11 protein-coding genes are annotated in these 20843 nt (G+C 38.6%); 3 read left to right on the plus strand and 8 right to left on the minus strand.

Features of this window, described 5'->3' with window-relative positions; all coding sequences use genetic code 11:
• Positions 1-39: 39 nt before the first annotated feature.
• Genes CWB60_RS07450 through CWB60_RS07460 form a run of 3 tightly spaced genes read right to left on the minus strand, consistent with a single transcriptional unit; the run spans position 40 to position 6328 of the window.
• Positions 40-921, minus strand: a complete 882-nt coding sequence (locus CWB60_RS07450; RefSeq protein WP_138579823.1) for a peptidylprolyl isomerase — start codon at positions 919-921, stop codon at positions 40-42.
• 20 nt (positions 922-941) lie between these two features.
• Positions 942-4625, minus strand: coding sequence for an autotransporter assembly complex protein TamB (gene tamB / locus CWB60_RS07455; RefSeq protein ID WP_138579824.1), 3684 nt, complete (start codon positions 4623-4625; stop codon positions 942-944).
• Positions 4625-6328: an autotransporter assembly complex protein TamA gene (locus tag CWB60_RS07460; protein WP_408003090.1), complete on the minus strand. Its 1704-nt coding sequence runs from the start codon at positions 6326-6328 to the stop codon at positions 4625-4627. Before CWB60_RS07460 ends, tamB begins: the two co-directional genes overlap by 1 nt.
• Before the next feature lie 237 nt (positions 6329-6565).
• Here CWB60_RS07460 and CWB60_RS07465 point away from each other — a divergent pair, with 237 nt between their 5' ends.
• Entirely contained in the window at positions 6566-6901 is a 336-nt protein-coding gene (locus CWB60_RS07465) for a ribonuclease E inhibitor RraB (RefSeq protein ID WP_024033700.1), read from the plus strand.
• 16 nt (positions 6902-6917) lie between these two features.
• Here the strand turns inward: CWB60_RS07465 and radD are convergent, their stop codons facing one another.
• The 3 genes from radD to CWB60_RS07480 all read right to left on the minus strand — a co-directional run bounded on the left by radD (position 6918) and on the right by CWB60_RS07480 (position 12122).
• Positions 6918-8669: a DNA repair helicase RadD gene (gene radD, locus CWB60_RS07470; RefSeq protein WP_138579825.1), complete on the minus strand. Its 1752-nt coding sequence runs from the start codon at positions 8667-8669 to the stop codon at positions 6918-6920.
• 178 nt (positions 8670-8847) lie between these two features.
• Positions 8848-9150, minus strand: a complete 303-nt coding sequence (locus tag CWB60_RS07475) for an H-NS histone family protein (RefSeq protein WP_004585960.1) — start codon at positions 9148-9150, stop codon at positions 8848-8850.
• A gap of 152 nt (positions 9151-9302) precedes the next feature.
• On the minus strand, positions 9303-12122 hold the full coding sequence (locus CWB60_RS07480) for a TonB-dependent receptor domain-containing protein (RefSeq protein WP_138579826.1): 2820 nt from the start codon (positions 12120-12122) through the stop codon (positions 9303-9305).
• Positions 12123-12502: 380 nt separating this feature from the next.
• Here CWB60_RS07480 and CWB60_RS07485 point away from each other — a divergent pair, with 380 nt between their 5' ends.
• Positions 12503-13681, plus strand: a complete 1179-nt coding sequence (locus tag CWB60_RS07485) for a DUF547 domain-containing protein (RefSeq protein ID WP_138579827.1) — start codon at positions 12503-12505, stop codon at positions 13679-13681.
• 55 nt (positions 13682-13736) lie between these two features.
• Positions 13737-15524, plus strand: coding sequence for a 2OG-Fe(II) oxygenase family protein (locus CWB60_RS07490; protein WP_138579828.1), 1788 nt, complete (start codon positions 13737-13739; stop codon positions 15522-15524).
• Between the two features lie 624 nt (positions 15525-16148).
• Here CWB60_RS07490 and CWB60_RS07500 read toward each other — a convergent pair.
• Positions 16149-17798: a tetratricopeptide repeat-containing sulfotransferase family protein gene (locus tag CWB60_RS07500; RefSeq protein WP_138579829.1), complete on the minus strand. Its 1650-nt coding sequence runs from the start codon at positions 17796-17798 to the stop codon at positions 16149-16151.
• Between the two features lie 60 nt (positions 17799-17858).
• A complete protein-coding gene (locus tag CWB60_RS07505; protein ID WP_024033706.1) occupies positions 17859-20717 on the minus strand; it encodes a TonB-dependent receptor domain-containing protein in 2859 nt (952 codons plus the stop codon).
• Between the last annotated feature and the right edge of the window lie 126 nt (positions 20718-20843).

Raw genomic sequence — 20843 nt, forward strand, 5'->3', positions numbered from 1 at the left:
AAAAAGGAGCTTAAGCTCCTTTTTTATACCCGTTATAAGCTAGTCAATGCGCTTAGTCGGAATAGGCATTGCGCACACATCAACATAATTATGGGCGTATACAAACCAAGGTTCGGTACGATTTTTTCGCGCCTCAATCAATTCTCTAAATGATTGCGAGTCTGTTTTCATAACATTAAAGGTGCTTTTATCACGCTTAATATCGGCTAACACCTCAATGTTTGTAATTGGGTTAAATGGCGTATTAGCAACAGGCTTACGCTGTAAACGATTAAAGTGCTGCATACCTTCAAGCACTCTTCCAAATACGGTAATATTTTTATCAAGGTAGCGCGGTCCTTGGCCAATGGTGACAAAAAATTCAGTGCTTGCACTGTTTATCTCATTGCCACGCGCCATGGCAAACACACCGTGGCAATGTACCTGCCAAGTTTGTGTATTAGAGGCGTTTTGTGCGACAGCAAAACCGTTTAAAAACCCCGTTACAGGCGCGTAACCATCGCCTTGTAGCTCTGTAATTTTAAGCGGCTGTGCGGTGCTATGGTAAAACTCCGCAGGCACAGTTTTATTAGCCTTTTTAATTGCTTTATTGCCTGAGCTGTCGCCTCCTTGTGCCACAAACCCTTCAACAAAACGATAAACACGGGTATTTTTATAAAAGCCTTCTCGTGCAAGTTGTTTTATGTGCGCAGTATGTTTAGCTGCAAGCTGTGGGTTAAGCTCAACATAAGCCGCCCCTGTAGGCAGCGTAATTTTTAAAACATTTTGCCTGTCTACATTTCGCCATTCGTGCGCTTTAGCATGCTTTATTACCTCGCTTGCGCTACGGGTTGGGGTTTGTTGAGTGCCCGCGTGTTGCTCTGTGTATTGGGCGCAGCCAGTTAACCCTGTTATTAGTGCTGCTAAATATAGTCCTTTCATATAATCCTTATACTGCCTATTTAGTCCCAATCAAACTTATAGAGTAAATCAACATTTTGATTTAAACCACTGGTGATCTCTACATAAAACTGCGAAAGCAGCTGATAGCGAATAGCGACCTCGCTGAGCGAGTCAAATACCCCTACGCTGTATTTAACTTGTAAGCTAGGCGCTACATAGCCCGATATTTCAAGCTTAGTGTTATCGCCAGAGCCCGTTGAACTTAAGCTTACATCAGATAAACCAATGGTTTCGCCAACTTTAGATACAACGCCTTCACTACGGCTCACCCCTTGTGAGAGCAATAACTGAGTAAGCATAGCATCGCTGGAACTGTCGCCCTCGCCTAGCGGCTGCCCATTGAGTAAATAGGCCAGCGCTTGTGCTTGATCCATTGCCGGCTCAGAAAATACTTTTAAGGTAGGTTGCTCAACGTTACCAGTAAGCGTAACACCTGCCACAACATCGTTTGCTGTGGTGTCTGGATTACGTATGGCTTTAATATTTAAAAACGGTTGCTCAATCGAGCCACTAAACCCTATTTGCCCAGTACTAATAATTAAATCTTGGCCAAAAGCTAAATACGTACCATCGATTAAATTTAGCTCGCCGGTGGCAATTATAGGGGCACCTTGGCTCATTTTGATGGCTAAATCGCCCGCTATTTTCGACTCAAGACCAAACGATTCTATTTTCACATCGTTTTTAATAATCACTTTTAAATTTACATCGTAATCAAACGGTACGTTTTCTGCCGTTTCAGTTTGTTGATCAACAATAATCTCATCGCTGCTTACTTGAACGGCGCCCTCTGGCAGCTCTTCAATCATTACCCTGCCATAAGGCACAATCACTTCGCCAGACAGCTTTAATGCATTATTTGCAAGTCCAATAGTTAAATCAGGCGATACTTTAAACGTCACGCCTTGCTGCGCGCGTATAAAAAACTGCTCGCCGTTAACGCTTACATTTACCTCAGGCTGGGCGCCTTGCCAATCTACGTCGCCGGTTAGGTTGATTTTACCGCCCTGGGTGTCGTTTAAATTACCTTTAATTGTGGCGGTGGTTTTATCAAATAAAATGTTTACGTTAGATTTTTGCAATACCACCGGCAATTGCTCACCTTCTAAATTAATATCACTGACATTTAGCTCACCATTTAATAGAGGGTCTTGTAAAGTGCCGGCAACTGCCACGTTTCCTGTTATATCGCCTTTTAATTGCTCAAGGGTTTCGAGAAATGGATGTAAGTCTGATAGCAATATTTTATCTATATTAAGGTGACCGTTTAATGTTTGCTGATTTTGAATATCATCAATATTAATTTCGGTGGCTATTTTACCTAGCACACTTGAGCGTAAATCGGCCTCTAGCTTACCCGTTTGAGAATCAGTGTAGGCACTGACTTTTAGCGTTTCGATGGGTAATCTAAACCGGTCTTCCTCAGAGGTAAGAACAGCAACAAGGTCATGCGCATTTAAATTAGCGCGAAGTGTTTTTAATGCGCCCTCGTTCCAATTTGCAGCAAAGTCGCCGCTTATATCGCCACGCGTACGCATGTTATCTGGTAAAAAGTGTTTAAGCTCTTCAAGCGCTAAATTGCTCAACGTAGCATTAAATTGCCCCAAGTTTTTAGTTTGCGCAAGGGTGTTAATACATAGCTCACTTTTGTTTGAGCGCCAGCAATGCGCACTCACATCAAAATCGCTGGTTTGGGTATTAAACATCACCGCAATTTTTTTACTATTACTAAAGCTGAGTTTCTTATCACTTAGCGTTATGTTACTGAGCGAGCCATTCCATACGTCATTATTGAGCTTACCGGTTACTTCAAGTTCAGCAGCGCCTTGCTCTGCATCTATGGCGGCCACCAGCTGATGGTCGGTTTTATCGCCAGTGGCAGTTAGCTCAATACTATTAATTACCTGATCAGCAACCATTGCTGAGCCTACGTTTAAGCTCACATCGGTTTGCCAATCTGCGGCTGTATCGAGCTGACCTTTAAGGGTGAGTTTATTAACGTTTATGTCGTTATACATAAAGTTATCGAGTAATAACGATAAATCAACGACGGGGGTTAAACGGGGTCCTTTAACTTTTAAATCGGCCTTACCGTTTGCAACGAATGGCAGATTAGTTTGCTCATTTCCGGTAAGTGTTACTTTTCCGTCAACCTGCCAGGTGTCGTCAACTTGCCCGCTCAAGGTTAATTTATTGGCACCGCTACTTAAATACAGGCTGTCTATGTTGGCTTTTAGCGTATTGTTAAGTGTAAAGTTTGAGGCAAATTCAAGCGGTGTTTGGTTCAATGTACCTGCAAGTTGTGTATTATCCATTTGCAAGTGCCAGTTTTGCCCTTCGCTGTTAAAGCGCCCTTCTAGCTGGCCAGAAATATTACTTGTAAGCGCATCTGTTAAGTACTGCGCTTTTAAGCTATTTAACGAACCGGTGAAATCGGCTTGTATGCCCTTTTGCCAATTAACATTACCTTTAAATATTGCACTACTATCGTTTGCTTTTAGGCTTAAGGTACGTAGCTGCGCTTGGCTAAGCGAGCCGTTTAATTGCGTGTTTAATACTACAGCTGGATAGGCACCTAATTGACTATGCGCTTTTAAACTTAGCGTGTAATCATCCGCATTACCCGAGGCTGATAAATCAACATTATTTACTTTTAGCTCGTTACTTTGAGCGTCAATCAACCATTGCTCAACTTTACCGGTAAGTTCAAACGGATAATTTTTTTGTTTTAAATTAGCCGTTGCCGTTAGATTTAATGGGTACTGACCTGTAGTGCGTAAATTTATATTTAAATCAGATAGGTCACCACTTAACGCTAAATTCGCTTGGTGCAAGTCGCTATTTAGCACTACTTTAGCGTTTAATGGTAAGTTACCTGCAAGCTCACTAGTTAACTCTGTATTTAGTTGCCATTGTTGGTACTGCGCGCTAAGCGTTTGTAAGTTAACTTTTTCATCTTCTACATTTAATACAAGCGCTATATTTTCGATTGTGTGAGTTTGCTCACCTTGCTCAATATCCACCTTTTTAACGTCAAACTGCTCTACCCGTAAATTAAGGGGCGATGTAAACTCTATATCTGGTAACGCAGGCAGCGCTGTTAGCGCTTGGCCTTGATTAGCCGCTGCTTGATTAGATGAGGCGGGTTGCTCTTTAAGCTTTACCTGTACATCGCTAATAGTTAGGCTTTTTAGTGCTAAGGTTGCATCTTCAGCTTTCGCTGCAAGGGTAAAGTTATTTACGGTTACATCAGCACTGGCATGATTTAATACAAATTCGTTTATTGCTACATTTTTAACGGCAATATTAAAGGGAAACGTAATTTTAGTTAATGGCTCTGAGGTGCTTTGTTGTGTGGCTTCGGGTGCATTGCCAAGGGCAAGTTTGATTGACCGCGCACTTACATTTTCAATACATAGGCCATCGCACTGCCACCAAAATAAATCTATTTTAAGCTGCTGCGCTTTAAAATCTGTACTTTGGTTTTTAAAGCTCACATTAAACGGGTGGTTATATAAAAAGCGCCCTTTTTTAATCTCGATATGTAAGCCGTCCACCATTTTATTTGCACTATAAGCAATAAATTGATTACCGGGCGCAGTAAATAACAAACAAAATATAATAACGGCAAGCGTGATTAAAACACCGATGACGGCGGCGGATATTTTTTTAAATACTGACATTAAATTTCTGGCCCTATGGTAATGCTTAAACGTGTGCTTTTACTTTCTTTAGTAAGCCCCCATGCATGGTCTACTTTTACGGGGCCAATGGGTGTTAAATAACGAAAGCCAAAGCCTGCGCCCACTTCAAAGTCGTCCGAAAAGTCATTTGTGGCGGTACCGCCATCAACAAATAAAGCGGCGCGCCAATTTTGTGCAAATTGGTAATTGTATTCAATAGTACTGGTTAGTAAGTATTTACCACCAATTAAATCACCGTCTTCATCTTCAGGAGAAATAGACTGATAAGCAAAACCACGTACACTTTGGTCACCACCGGCATAAAAGCGCAGCGAGTAAGGTACGTTTTCAATATTATCGACCAGCATGGCGCCCACGTTTGCTTTTAAAAAAACTAAGTGTTTATCTAAATAGGTTCGCAGCCACGCATGCTGCAGCTGCACCCGCACTAAGTTTGTGGTTGAAAGTACATCATCTAAACCAAACTCAGCCGAAATTAGCCACTGCTCACCCCAATAAGGCGTTGTGCCTCCTTTTGACTTTTTACGGGCATAGCTAATACCGGGCATAAGCATTTCGGTGCTTTCTTCTGGTTCATCACCAATGCGGTATGTTTCTTGGTCTCGACGTAAAAAGGCCGTGCGTACCCACTTATCTTCAGTTAACCATTGGCGCTGCAGTTGACCGGTCAGTATTTCACTGTATATGTCATCGGCAAGTTCATCTTCTAACTTGTAACCCACTGATAAACGCCATAAATCGTCGTTAGGGTCATCTACCGGAATGGTGTACGCCATAGAAATATCTTGCTGTTTCTCAGCTACATTTAAATTGCTTTCCAGATAATGCCCATCTTCTGTGATCCAGGGTTTACTCCATTTAAAACGCACTTTCGGGCCCAGCTCGGTATTAAAGCCACCGCCTACTTCGTAGCTATTAGCAGGTTTGTGTAGCACATCAATATTTATAGGCACTTGTCCGTTGGCTCTTGCTGGTATATCGGCATAAATACGCACGCTTGCAAAATACGGTGTGCTTGAGAGCTCAAGGTTATAATCGGCAATTTGTGTGGCTTTATAAGCTTGCCCTTGGGTAAAAGGTGCAAGTGAACGAATGTATTTTTCTGCGGGGGTTTCGCTGGCAATGATTATATTGCCATACGTGTAGCGCACGCCGGTATCTATATTAAATGTAATAACGGCACTGTTTTTTTGCACTGATACCGCAAGCTTTCGGGCTGGCCATTTAGCATCAAAATAGCCTAGCTCTAATAGCATTGACTCTATTTTTTTATGAGCTGAGTCGTACCTGCCATGATTAAGAACATCGCCCTGGGTTAAATTTAAGTTTTTAATAACGTTTTGTAATTGCGAGTCGTTTTTACCCTCACCATTAAGCGTTATATTAATAGCTTCTATGCGCGTTGCAGGGCCGCGCTCTACTTTAACGATAAGCTCTTTGTCGTCTTTATCAAACTCAATGTCTACCGTTGGGTTGTAATACCCCAGCGCTTTAATACTGCTTTGCACTTGCTTTTTAGCATAGCGGCGCAAGGTTCTGGTGGGTTTTTCGCCAACCAGTTGTTTTAAATAGAGCTCAACGTTACTTTCTAACTCGCCACTAATCCCTTTAATTTCGTAATCTTCAATTACCCTTTGCTCAGCGCTGGCTTGAGTGCTTATAAAAAAAGCTAAAAAAAACACAAAACGTAATAACTGTTTGAACAAGTAAATATCCTTACTTTTTATTCTTTAAAATTTAACCACCAATGAGTTGCATACTACCATAGCCATAATGAGCAACACATTAACTTAATGGTAATCTTGCACCAAATTTCACTCCCTTTTAAAGCCTATAAAGTTAAAATTAATACGCTTTAAAGCAATATTTTGGTTACAATAGTGGCTACGAATACAAAATTAATTTTAAATGAGTTTTTAATGCAATTCCCTGATGATGATAACGGCCAACTTTTAGCCGAAATAGCCGCTGCTGGCGTTGATTTAAGTAAAATGCACCAAATCGATTTTTTCATTTTATTTGAACAACAAGCTGATGCTGAAAAATTTGCCAAAGAAATAATCTCTGATGCATTAGTACAAAGCGCAAACGTTGAAAAGTGTAAAGACACAGGCGTGTGGGAAGTGATTACTCATGTACAAATGGTGCCAGAGCACACATTGCTTGGCCAAGCAGAGCAATACCTTGAAAGTATTGCTAATAGTTATAATGGCTATGGCGATGGCTGGGGTTTAATGGACGAAGACGCCGCTTAGCAAAAATCAGTTAAGCTTAACCGCTTAACTGATTAGCTTTTCTAAAGTTGCCAGAGTAATCAAATAATTTATCAGATACCTTCCAGCCATACTTTTTACTTTTACGCGCGATAACAAAATCGGGGGGCACTAAATCAAACTGTGCCTTAATAACCTGCTCAGCACTTTTAAATTCGACAGGCGCTTGCCCCTGTCCTAAGCGTTTACCAAACTGTTTATTAAAAATATACTGCCCGCCTTTACTAGCAAGGTTATAGACCTCATCGCAACTTGCACCATCTTCATCAAAGTAGGTTATTTTAATTAAATCATCTTTAAGTTTTACCACTGATAACCCACTACAGCGCAGTACTAACGCATCTTTTAAATTAAGGGCGTTACGTAGCTTGTCGTCGGGGTCGGCCATTACTGCGCCGCAATCATGGCATTTACGAGCTGCTATATCGTTTTGAGCGCCACATTGTTCGCACTCTTTAAACCTAAACCGATAATCGCATTGCTCTTTATGGCCTTCGTCATCTTCTAATAAACCTTGGCAGCGCCTGCCAAAATGCTCAACTACTTTGCCATCAGAATCGGTTTTTCCCCAAAAAATATTTGCAAACCCACACCCAGGGCAAAGCACTTGAACGGGCTCATTATCGCTATCACCTTTTTTATCGCCCACCTCAGGGTGAAATAAATCAAAGCCGTTGCCTGCGTAATCTATAACTAAGCAGTCTGTTTTTCCTTCATTTAGCCTAAGCCCACGGCCAACAATTTGCTGGTATAAGCTAACCGATTCGGTGGGGCGTAAAATAGCGATAAAATCGACATGCGGCGCATCAAATCCGGTAGTTAAAACAGAAATATTAACGAGGTATTTTATGTTTTTTTGTTTAAATTGATTTATTAATTTATCGCGTTCTGCATTTGGGGTATCGCCAATTATAAGGGCACTTTGCTCTGCGGGTAAATAAGTTAAAATTTCTTGCGCGTGCATCACCGTTGCCGCAAATATCATCACGCCTTGGCGGGTTTCACTGTATTGTATTACCTGCTTCAGTATAGCTTGCGTTGCGCGCTCACTATTTTTTAAAAGCGCATTCATGTCATCAGTCGTATATTGACCAAACGCATTAGTAGCCAAGGACGAAAAATCATAATGACTAATTGCCGCGTCCACTTCATTTGGCGGCGTTAAGTAATTATGTTTGATCATATACCTGAGCGGTAATTCAAATATACAGTTTTTAAATGGACTTTCTTTATTACCTTTTACAAAACCATGGTAATGATGATGGTATATCCACCCCATTCCTAATCTATAAGGTGTGGCTGTTAAACCCAATACTTTTAACTGAGGATTATATTCTTTGAGCGCATTTATAACCTTTCCATATTGGCTTTTTTTATCACCATTTACTCTGTGGCACTCATCAATAATAAGCAAAGAATAATGCTCATTTAATTTATTTAAATTACGCGATAAAGACTGAACACTGGCAAAGGTAACTTGGTGGCTGAGTGATTTTTCTTTTAACCCTGCTGAAAATATACTCGCTTCTAAACCAAAACTTTTATATTTTTGTGCGTTTTGTTCTACCAACTCTTTAACATGTGCAAGCACCAAAATTTTTTGCTTAGCAATTCGCGCAAGCTCTGCAATAACAAGGCTTTTACCCGCACCGGTAGGCAGTACAATCACGGCAGGATCATTTGTTTTTCGAAAATGTAAAACGGTGCGCTCTACGGCCTCTTGCTGATACGGCCTTAATTTATAGCTCATGAAAATAGTAAATAGAATAACCAGAAATGCAGTTTAACAAATACTAAGCGACTGCGGGGAGTTTAAGGTAAGTTTTGGCCAATTAAATCTCGCGTACAAAGCGTAAGCCTTAGCCTAAGGTTTAGTTATTAAGTTATACGCCATTAAAAAGAGAAGCCGTGGCTTCTCTGTTACTTTATTAAGCTAGGTGCTTTTGTAAATCAACACCTTCAAACGCTTTAGGGCGACGGCCACGACCGGTCCATTCAATCACTTCGCCATCTACTTCAATACGATACTTAGCTTTTACTTTAGTACGTTTATCTGCAGTACCGTCTTGTAAATCTTCTAACGTAAGTCCTTTTTCTTTTAAAAGATCCAACACTTCCTGTTTAGCTTGTAGCTGCTCAGTATATTTTGCAATCGCATCAGTGATTAATTGTTGTGCTTTTTCTAGCTCAGTTAATGATGCTGTTTTAATAAAAGATCGAACTTCTTTCATTTATATCTCGCTAAATTATAGGGTTAGATTTTAATTCCTTTTTAGTATAAGCCTAAAATAGAAAATAGGCTACGAGAAGAAAGTATTAGCTACTTTTTAGAGTTTAAAAAAAAGCCGTGATTAAAATCACGGCTTTAACATTTAATAACTAATTAAAACTTAGTAGTTAGACTTAATTGTAAGTATCTACCAGTTACATCATATGCTTCAGAAACTGTATTAATACCTGTACCACCGCTAGAAGAGCTTTGGTTAGCAACTGGTGGTTGCTTATCAAATAAGTTACGAACAGTTAATGTCACATTTGTACTATCAGAGAAGCTATAGCCCGCTGAAATATCGTGATAAACAACTGATGGGAATTCGTTATACTTCTCTAGAGGAGTAAAGTCTGTGTAGTTGAAGTTACCTCCATCAACACTATCCTTTGAACGATCCCAGTAACGCATACGCCACGAAAGGTTTAAATCTTCTAGGCCGTAGCTTAAGTTAAGATTAGCTCTGTTATCTGGTGTGAATACTTGACCGGCTTTTTCAACTGTTTCACCACTTATGATTCCTGTTTCATCATATTTTATCAGGTGATTCCAAATCAGATTTGCACCAAATTCACCATGCTCAGTATCAATCTTGTACGCTAATTCAATATCTACACCAGCAGTTTCAATATTATTTTCGTTACTTGTTCCTGAGTTAACTTCAACTAAAGCACCATTTTGGTCACGTAAAGAATTTCCACCACAAGTTGAATCAAAGTCAGCAGCACTTACATCAAAACAACGATTTAGTACTGTAGTACGGCTTGTCGTTGAAATAGCATCTTCCACAGAGATATCATAGTAATCAACTGTTAAAGCAAACTCTTCAGTTGCTTGCCACACAACACCTAAGCTATATGTGTCTGCAGTTTCTTCTTGAACTTCTTCATTACCACCAATGAAACCACCAGTGCTTTGTGCTTCTGTTTGTGTTAATTCAAACGAGCCATTTGCAGCAACGCGAGCAGCAATCTCAGGAATTGATAAACAGTTCTGAGCTACATTACCTGTCGAAGAAGCCGTTACACCGCTACATGGATCAGTAACATTAGCAAAAGTTTCGCCTCTTCCACCAAATAAATCAGCAATGTTTGGTGTACGTATAGCTGTTGCTGCTGAAGCTCTAAATTTCAATGTATCAATTGGTGAATATTGAATACCCGCATTCCATGTTGTTTGACCACCAACAATTTCGTGATCTGAATAGCGAGCAGCTAAGTCAAGCTCAAGATTATCTAAAATAGGTAATATTGTTTCTACATAGTAATCGTTAGAGTAGTAACTACCATCAGTTGGTAGTGAGCGGTTAGTACTTGACGCACCAGTTTGGGCTAAATCACCAGGGTTAAAGAAACCACTTTCTAGGCGATGTTCAGCCCCCATAGCTACCCCAATTCGACCGCCTGCAAGTTCAACAGGTAACTCACCAACTAAAGAAGCTGAAACTATAAATTGCTCAGTTTGGCCAGCAATTTTGGCAGGTACTTTAACGTAATCAACAGCCTCTGCTGAAACAGAACCCTCACCAAATAAATTTAAAGGTACACAACCTTGTAAAACAGCTAGGTCATTTGCACATTGAAGTGAACCATCGTCGTTTTGCACTACATCAAAAGCTTGTGCTGCTCTTTCAATGTTAACTTGGCCACCACTGTCTTGACGTTGATCCGTTTTACCCCAAGATACATAAGTATTTAATGACCAGTCATCATTGATCATCCAATCTATACCAGTCGCAATTCGAACAGTATCACGCTCTAAATCAGTAGAACGAGCACCGAACTCAACCATACGGCGAACTAGCTCAGGAATGTTATCATCTAGTCCATAACCGTCATTAAGAAGATTTTCACGAAGTAACTCCGGAACCATAGGATTACTTAGCTTTATCCCACCTTCTCCGCCACGCTCTGGTAAGAATACATCATTAGTAGAAAATGGTGTTGGCTCAATAGTCGAGTTATAAGTTTTTGATGAATTCCAGTTCATTTCAGCAAAAAATTCAACTTCATCATTAATTTCTTGCTTGATGTTAAGGGCAGCGTACTTTCTTTCAAGAGGCGTGACAAGCTGTCGATAATCCGCTCTGTTAAACGCATCACCACCTTCAAGCCCTGTATAAGGGGTGCCATCAGCATTATATGAGCCTACTCTACCTTGAGGAGTATACGAAGAGAATACCTTCCCTACATACTCGTTACCATTTTCATCAAGTAGTATCGCTTCATCAAACTCAGAAAATGCACGGTCAGAAGGTTTTAGACCTTTGTCATCATCATAACCAATAGCGACGGTTACGTTACCAGAATCCCAACTGTTACCGGCGGTCAAGTTTAGCGAGTACTTTTCGCGATCGCCTTCGCCTGATATACCAGTTTGAGCATTAACTTCCACACCCTCTACGTTGTCACGAGTGATAATATTTACTACACCGGCTACAGCATCTGTACCATATATAGCCGAAGAAGCACTTTTTAAGATTTCGATACGCTCAATCATTGAGGCAGGAATGGCATTTAAATCAACGGCATAACCACTTGAAGGCGAACGGCCAGATACAAAACGTCGGCCGTTAACCAATACTAAAGTGCGCGCTTCACCTAAGTTTCTCAGTGAAGTTGTGTTTAAACCTACGCCAGAAGTACTGAATGAAGAGTTAGATTGATCTGCACCAGCAATAGCAACAGGTGATTGGTTTAAAACGTCAGCTACGTTCAATGCACCCATTTGCTCTATATCAGTTCTACCGATGATAGTCACAGGTACTGGTGTCTCTACGTCTGTACGCTTAATACGTGAACCAGTTACTTGAATACGTTCTACTTTAGCAACACCCTCTTCTGCAGCAGATGAACTTGCTGAAAACGCAGCTGCAGATGCTGCACCAAAAGCAATTGCTAAGCGCACTGCTTTTGAAACTTGATTATTTAACATGTGATTCTCCCTGAATACTTCTAATAGTTTATTTTTATACAGCTAGCTAATACTTAAAATTAACCAGCTCGCAAATATTAATATCATTTCAAGCACAAGGTCAACAAAGCTATAACCAAAAATACCTTTTATTTACAAAAGCTTGTGTTTTCATTTCGTTTACATGTACCGATTTTATCACTATTGTGAAATATACATTATTGTTGAATTCAGGCTTCTCGCATAAACTTAAAAACACTGCGGCAAACCAACAAAAACCAACGATAAAAACCAACCTTGGTTAACAATTAGTTTCACCTTGTTTGCATTAAGTGTATAAAATGTATTTAGAGTGAAATTTGTACTTTGAATAATTAATCTAATTAGAAAGGAAAATAAAAATGTATAAATGGCTATTACTACTTTGCCTTACCACTAGCAGTTTTGCTTTTGCAGGTGTTGAAGGCTTACCTAAGGAGTTTGCTGATTTTAGTATCAATAATGATATTACCGTCTCTTACGACGATTTGGACCAACTTCTAAAATTGACCGTTTTAGATACTGGCCGTTCGGATAGAAAAAAAGCGTCTAAATCGCAAGCATTGATTGGCACAAAAATGCGTTCGTCAAGAAAGAAAAATACAAAAAACGAAGCTAACAGGTTTTTCTTTGAAGAAGTTAGTAAGTCTGAAATAAGTGAAGGATTTAATAAAATACGTACAAGCCTAGAAAGCTTACCCAATGAGATAGCTTTAAATAACTTATCACTAAATGAACAGTTGGCTTATTGGCTAAACCTTTACAACACCGCAGTAGTTGAACAACTACTCAAACACTACCCTGTTAGAGACACTGAAAAGTTACTCTTTGGTAAAAATAGCATTTTAGAAGAAAAGTTTTTATATGTCTCAGGACATGCATTGTCTCTAAATGATATTCAAAAAATAGTTTTTAAAAAATTCACTAATAAGCCTATTGTTATGTATGGCTTTTACCAGGGTAATATTGGCAGTCCTAATTTAAGAGCCGAAGCATACTCCGGCAAAAAGGTATTTCATCAGCTTGAAGATAATGGTGACGAATTTGTTAATTCCAACAGAGGTTTATACATTGGGAAAAAAAATAAACTTTACGTCTCAAAATATTTCGAGCAAACAAAACCTTTATTTGAAAATTTCGAGAGTGATCTGCATTACCACCTAGAAAAATATGTAGATACAAGTATGCGATACGACGTAAAAAATGCTAAGTCGATTAGGTTTAAAATTGAAGATTGGAGCATTACAGATATATTTGGAACTGAGAGAGTTATCGGCGGCTCTTCAGCAACTAATAACGCAGCTATGCTTAATGCGGTAGTAAGTAACTCTACTTATCCAAAGGGCGCCGATGGAAGTGGCTCTGGTGTTGGAGCTGTAAACCTCAACTTTATTTCTGACTCAATCACCAATAAAACAATGGATTTTGGTCGGTTTTCTGCTGATCAAATTGAAAAATTAAAAGCATTAAAACTAAAAAATGAGCAGAATTCGGGTACAGTCAACATTAAAGACTTATCGACTGATAAAAGCGAAAATTAAAATTCAAATGTATTTTACATCCTGTTAATATAAAAATAAACAGGATGTAATTTATATGCAGAACTTTAAAGCTGCTCTTACTGCGTACAATACAAAAAACTTCCAAAAATCTCTTGATATAATTGATGAGTTTAAGCTTTCACATCTAGACGCCCATTTACTAAAAGCAGCTAGTTTAACTGCTTTGGATAAAAATGATAAAGCCATTGAAATATACCAATGCGCACTAAAAAACAACCCTACAAATATTTCATTACTAGAAAACTATACCGGACTACTTTGTAAGTTGGGCGATTTTATGGGTTGTTTAAATCTACTAAACACAACAGCAACAACCGTTTCAGTTAAGCTCTCCTTAAATAAACTAGAAGCATTAATAAAATTAAATCACTTACTTGAAGCTAAAAGATTAGTGAAATTAATAAGTACACCAACTAATTTAGAGTTTAGGTTTATATGGTTGAAAATAGAGCTACATGAGGCGTTAGGTGAGTTAGATATAATTGAGAATATTATTAATATGCTACCTGAAGCACAACAAAATAACTTTTATATAAGCTATAAAAGAGCCTGTAATTTAAGGAGTATGGGACGCTTTAATGAGGCTTTAGGTTTACTACTAAATATAGAAAAAAAGGAAAGTACCAAACCAGAAATATTATTTTTAATAGGCTGTATTTATAAAGATTTAAATAATACCCAACAGTGTGAACGCTATTTAAATAAATGCTTAGCAATTGCGCCTTATTATGTTCCTGCACATGAAAGCCTTAATAGGCTTTATCACTCAACGAAAAATAAAAAGTTGTTTTTAAATAGCTATGAATTAGTAAAGCAGAAATACGAACCTCACCCTGTAATTGAACATTCTTTTATATCGCAGCTTATAAAGTCAAATAACTATGGGTCGGCCTTGGATGTTTCAACTAATGCATTAAAACTATTTCCGAATGATCATGCAATAGTTCATGCGCATAGCGTGGTATTAGGAAAACTTAATGACCATGAAAAAGCTTTTAATTTATTGAATCAATTAGTTAAAAAAGTACCTCATGAAAGCAGGTACCGAATAGATTTAGCACACTACCTTATATTAAATGGAGACTACATAGAAGCAATTAGACAATTAGAAAGTGCTTTAAAATACGATTACTTTAATCAAGAAGTTTGGGCTTACTTAAGCACCGCGTGGCGCTTATCAGCTAACGATAAATATTATTGGCTGACGAATTACGATCAATACGTAAAAGTTTTTGAGCTTCAAAAACCAAAAGGGTATAGCACTAGCGGACAATTTTTAGAAAATTTAACTGACCTATTACTCAATTTACACGCACACAGTACACAATTGATTGATCAAAGTGTAAGAAGTGGTACCCAAACAGAGGGGCATCTCTTATTTAGAAGTAACAAGCTAATAAGCGACTTTAAGCATTCTATGAATAATTGCATAACAAGCTATTTAGCTAATCTGCCAAAAGACCAAAAACACCCTCTGTGTTCAAGAAATAATAATGCATTTAAAGTGAATGGAAGTTGGTCAGTCAAGTTAGGTAACAAAGGGTTTCATGCAAACCATATACACCCTGCTGGCTGGTTATCGGCACCAAGTTATATTTCTCTCCCCAAGGAATTAAATGAAAATGACACTAATAAAAGTGGCTGGTTAAAACTAGGGGAAACGTGTTTAAACCTTAAAGAAAGAGAAGAGATAGCGCGAAGTATTTGCCCTAAAACAGGTCAAATGATTATATTTCCTAGCTATATATGGCACGGTACATATCCTTTAAAAAGTACACAACCACGTTTAACTGTTCCATGCGATGTTATGCCTATACTTTAGATTAAAATCCAGTATTAGCTGATGGCTTTATACTTCCAGAAGAGTTTTCTGACTTGAGCTTAAATAGGGATATAAAGGTTTATTATACTGATTTAACCAGCACCTCGACTTAACAGCTGTAGATGGATGTCGGACAGAACGGCTTTAAAGTCAATGGAGTCTATAGGTACAAGAATAAGATCAACTAGAAATAAGCGTAAAGCATTATAAGCCACTCGCTTTTATTTTGAAGAGGTTATAGAAACAGGTCTTAAAAGTGGATTTAAAAAATTCGTTTAAGTCTAGAAAATGTCCCAGTTCAAGGCTCTCTGAACGATCTCAGCCTAGATGAACAGCGCGCCTATTGGTTAAACTTATATAATATTGCCATGATTGAAAAGCTAATTCAGTGGACTTCCCATAGTGCTGTGCAATGTGCTGGTGCTGTTAATGGGAGCTATTTAGCAAGTTTTTTTCAGAGAAAATAGAGTCTCAAACGCAATTTCCTTTGGAGGTGCTAAGTAAACTTTATAAGCTTAAAATTAATAGAGAAAAGAGCAGAGCCTCGGTGGAGATGAAAGATTTGCCAACGCAGAATTAGATTATATCAGCTCTCTACTGAGAGCTGTAAATTGTAAATAAGTATTAAAGCGACAAGTTATAAAACGCTTCAAACTCCTTTTCAGATATATTTTGCTTAATGTACTCACTAAAGTTTTTATATCTACCAGATGAAGAAGTATAGAGGGGCTTTCTAACTTGCCACACACTCGCTGTACTTACAATATTTCTTTTCTTATGGAATGTGCTGTTTTCATCTTTATATTCAATACCTAAAAAATCAAACAAGGGTATAAGAACTTTTTCAGGATTTGAAACTAATTCATCATAGTTTACCGTAAAAATATCATTGGTATATTTTTTTAACCAATGGCTTTTAACTTTTTGCTGCGCTGTATAGTAATGTAGTGTATCGCTAAGGTTAGTAGCATAATTTAAGCTAGGCCCTAAATGTTGAAAATATGCCGACAAACTATTATCTCGAATATCACGCTCCGTCCATATAATCTTAGCGTTAGGATAAATACGTTTGATTTGGTCAATATAGAGGTAGTTTTCAGGCCTTTTATCTGTAACGAATGCCCTCTTATTAGCTCTAAGCGCTAACTCACGGTTATAGCCCTCTTTAAACTCTATTGTACTGGCTGTATTTTCGAGCTTAATTGGATTAGCAATTAAGTTAAATAAATTTTTGTGAATATAGTCAATTTCGCCACCAGCACTAATATAATCAGATGCAGCAAGTATTTGCTCAATTAAAGTAGAACCAGAGCGGAACATGCCACAAATTATGATTGGTGTTAACTCACTATTTTCATTGCTAGTGACTGGCTTCTCCTTTCGTTCTAAAGTTAATTTGGTTAGTTTTTCAATCTCATATTTATTGTATTTCGGTATATATGAACGATTAACTCTATTTGCACTAAAATAATACTCCCAAGCTTTTTTATAATCAGCAATATCATTAAATACTTTACCAAGGGCATAATATAAATCAGCCACTATCGAATTATCTTTTTCTTGCTTAATAATTTTTAGGCTCACTTGCTCATATTCTAGCGCCAAAGCAGGGTTAAATGTAACTATGTCAGAAAGCCTAGCATGCGCTAAGCCATGCTTAGGGTTTATAACTAGCACTTGCTGGAATAGCTCTAAGCTTTTGCTTTTATTGCCCATTTGCTCATAGATATTAGCTAAATTAAAATAAGCATTTACATTGTTTTTTTGAATTTCTATTGCTTCTTCTAAGCAATATATTGCGCTTTTATGATCATTTAACAAATCAGAATAAACTAACGCTATCTCTAATTTTACCAAATAAATATCGGGAAATTGATTTTCTTGCGCACTTAAAAGGTGCTGCTTAGCTAAAAATCCATTACCTAACTTTCTAGCTAAGCTGCCAAGCAAGAAATGAGCATGCGCGTGATTAGAGTTTTGGCTTATAAATGCTTTTAATTTGCTGATTGCAGTATCAGAATCACCGCTCGACAAATACAATTGAACTAATGTATTGATGTAATCAAATTTGTTTGGAACAATCGAAACTAACCTTTCACTAATTAACTTAGCCTCATTAAGGTTTTTTTCACTCATTGAAACCTTGAATAATAGAATAAGGGCCTGCTCTGCAGTATTTTGATTAGCAGCTAATATATTAAGTGTTGTTTTTCCTTTATTGATTTGACCACTGTTTAGCTCCTTTAAAGCTTGCGATACGCTAACTTGCGTCATTCTTAAATTTCTCCATAAAAAAAAGCGAGCCTAAGCTCGCTTTATTTATATCACAAATAATTAGAATTTAAATGATACAGTTGTATGGAAATAACGACCCAGCGTGTCGTAGTAACCAGCAATAGCGTTAGCATTTGTTGATAAACTACCGCCTAAAAGAGGTGGCTCTTTATCTAAAACGTTATTAACACCTACTAATAATGAAGTGTATTCATTAATAGTGAAGCTAGCTTTAAGGTCAAGATAGCTTTGTGAGCTTATACCGCCTTGAGCAAGCGTATCATCACCGCTGTAATCGCTTACTTCACCGAAGTAGCGCCATTTAGCAGTCGCACGCCAGTAAGTATCCATGTCGTAGCTAAGAGTTAAAACATGACGCCATTCAGGTTGAGCAAAACAGCTGTTATCAAGAGTACCTACACAGTCATATGCTTCACTTACACCTGGAATATTATCGTACTCTTTACTAAGCATGTAAGTACCAATTAGGTTAGCTTTTAACATGCCACCGGCTACTTCAAAGTCATAGTTTGCACTTAAATCGATACCTTCCCAATGTAATTTACCAAGGTTAACGTTAGTTGCTACAACTTGGCCATCACCAATCCATAAGCTACCGCTACCAGATGTTCTTTGTACGTTATCACAGAAAACAGCATCACCAGTAAGTGCACAGTTAGTTACTATCTCTTCAGGATTGATAGCACCAATCGCATCTTCAAGTTCAATATCCCAGTAATCAATTGAGAAGTTGAACCCTTCAAATGGGTTAGCAACAATACCAAACGTTATTGTATCTGCAATTTCAGGGTCTAAGTCAGGGTTACCACCGAAGAAACCATTGTACTGAGATGCTGGGCTCGCAGAAACATTACCGTACTGAGATGCAGAAACACCTGTATTAGCACACTGTGCAGCAGATAATGAAGGAGTATCAGTAGCACAAGGATCTGTACCGCCCCATAAGCCTGTGCTTTGGTTAGCAAATAATTCACCATTATTTGCGGCACGAACTGCGCGGTTATAGCTTGTACGGATTTTCCAATCGTCCGTTACATTCCAATCAAGCGCTAGTTTATAAGTAGGCTCAGCACCAGAAGTACTGTAATCAGACCAGCGGTAACCTAAATCAACAGCAATGCTCTTAGCAAAAGGTGCATCTTCAAGAATAGGCAAGCTAACTTCTGTGTAGAACTCAGTTAGATCGTATTCACCATTTAAGCTTTTAGTAGTACCACCTTGGCCTAGTAATAAACCTTGTGCGTATACTTCATCAGCTGTACGGCTAAATGTTTCTTCACGGTACTCTGTACCAAATACTGCTGCAATTGGGTAATCTGAACTAGGAAGGCCAAAATCAAATTCACCAGTTACATAACCACCAACAATAAATTGCTCTGTTACACCGTTAAGAATAGCCGTACCTGTTAAAGAACCTGCCGCTTCTGATGTAATACCTTCAAACTCAAATACTTCATAAGGTATACAGCCATCGCTAGTTGCACAATCTTCACCATTTGCAGATAGAGCTGTGGCTATACGTGGACCAAAGAAGTCATTAATGTAAGCTGAAGAAGAAGACGTTGAACCATATTGAACAAATGCATCATATGACCACATATCGTTGATCTCGCCTTCTGTACCAAGTACTAAGCGGAACGAGTTATGTTCTAATTGGTCTGCACGAGCACCACCTTCAACGTTACGTTTACCGATGTATGTAGCAAATTGATCACCCGACGTTAAACCAAAGCGGTCAGTTAAGTCTTGACGCTGTTGGTCAGTTAAAAGTGGGCTGTCGAAGTCAATATTATAGTTTTCATTAAAGAACGTACCTGATTCAGCGATTTGTGCTGTAGTACGGTCACGCATGAACATAGCTTCTACGTATGGGTGAAAGTTATCATTAATTTCATAATCAGCAAATAAACCAAACGTATGGCGTTCATCAGGACGCATAAAGTGGTTTATTGGAGCATAGTTATATAAGTTACCTACTGAATCTTCAAAACCACCAGTACCGTCAAGCGTCCAGTAGTCGTAATCAGACCAATCAAAAGCACCATCAGCAGTTGGTGAAGATACGTAGAAATTTGGAACAACAGCATTACCTGAACCACCACATGACGTACCAGCCGCATTTAGAGCACATGATGAGTAATCACGAGCGCCTTGGCGAAGTTCGTTTTGCTTATTATAAGTAATGTAGCCTACAGCGTGACCTTTACCACCGTCGAAAGAACCACCTAAAGTAGCACTAAAATCAAAAGATGAACCATCAAGGCCAGAGCTACCCGTTGGGTAATCAAAATCTTTGTCATCCATTAGGCCTTGGATGTAGTCGTTGTCGTTATCATGTTGGTAAGCCGTAGCACCTACATCAACAGCAAAACCTTCAAATTTGTCGTCCATTACGAAGTTAACAACACCGGCTACTGCATCAGCACCGTAAGTAGATGAACCACCACCAGTTAATACTTCTACGCGCTGTATTAGAGAGGCTGGAATTTGGTTAACATCAGCCGATTGAGTGTAAATACCACCTGCTTGTGCGCGACGGCCATTGATTAAAACTAGAGTACGTTGCGAACCCATACCACGTAAGTCTAATGTTGCTGTACCTGTAGCGCCATTAGATTGGAAAGCAGTAGAAGAAGCCTCTAGTTGAGGTAAGCTGTTTAACATGTCTTCAACACGTGTAAAGCCTGAAACTGCAATTTCTTCTGCTGTTGTAATTTGTACTGGGCTAGCTGTTTCCATATCAGTACGCTTGATACGTGAACCAGTAACTTCGATTCGTTCAACTTTTTCAGCTGACTCTTCTTCTGCGGCAAATGAACTTGCAGAGAAAGCAGCAGTAGACGCTGCACCAAAAGCAAGGGCTAAGCGCACTGCTTTTGTAACTTGATTATTTAACATTTGATTCTCCCTGGGTCACCACTTGTTAGAAGCGACTTATTATTTAATTATTTATTATTGTTACAGCATGTTAACCGCAACTGATACAAATACTAAACAAAAACAATTTAAAAGCCAACTAATGTT

Origin of the sequence: Pseudoalteromonas sp. S327, assembly GCF_005886415.1 — a bacterium.
Classification (GTDB): domain Bacteria; phylum Pseudomonadota; class Gammaproteobacteria; order Enterobacterales; family Alteromonadaceae; genus Pseudoalteromonas; species Pseudoalteromonas atlantica.

What these genes read in the sequence shown, in the direction of transcription:
- CWB60_RS07450 (WP_138579823.1), bottom strand. Translation starts at nt 921, where the DNA reads ATGAAAGGACTATATTTAGCAGCACTAATAACAGGGTTAACTGGCTGC.
- tamB (WP_138579824.1), bottom strand. Translation starts at nt 4,625, where the DNA reads ATGTCAGTATTTAAAAAAATATCCGCCGCCGTCATCGGTGTTTTAATC.
- CWB60_RS07465 (WP_024033700.1), top strand. Translation starts at nt 6,566, where the DNA reads ATGCAATTCCCTGATGATGATAACGGCCAACTTTTAGCCGAAATAGCC.
- radD (WP_138579825.1), bottom strand. Translation starts at nt 8,669, where the DNA reads ATGAGCTATAAATTAAGGCCGTATCAGCAAGAGGCCGTAGAGCGCACC.
- CWB60_RS07475 (WP_004585960.1), bottom strand. Translation starts at nt 9,150, where the DNA reads ATGAAAGAAGTTCGATCTTTTATTAAAACAGCATCATTAACTGAGCTA.
- CWB60_RS07480 (WP_138579826.1), bottom strand. Translation starts at nt 12,122, where the DNA reads ATGTTAAATAATCAAGTTTCAAAAGCAGTGCGCTTAGCAATTGCTTTT.
- CWB60_RS07485 (WP_138579827.1), top strand. Translation starts at nt 12,503, where the DNA reads ATGTATAAATGGCTATTACTACTTTGCCTTACCACTAGCAGTTTTGCT.
- CWB60_RS07490 (WP_138579828.1), top strand. Translation starts at nt 13,737, where the DNA reads ATGCAGAACTTTAAAGCTGCTCTTACTGCGTACAATACAAAAAACTTC.
- CWB60_RS07500 (WP_138579829.1), bottom strand. Translation starts at nt 17,798, where the DNA reads ATGACGCAAGTTAGCGTATCGCAAGCTTTAAAGGAGCTAAACAGTGGT.
- CWB60_RS07505 (WP_024033706.1), bottom strand. Translation starts at nt 20,717, where the DNA reads ATGTTAAATAATCAAGTTACAAAAGCAGTGCGCTTAGCCCTTGCTTTT.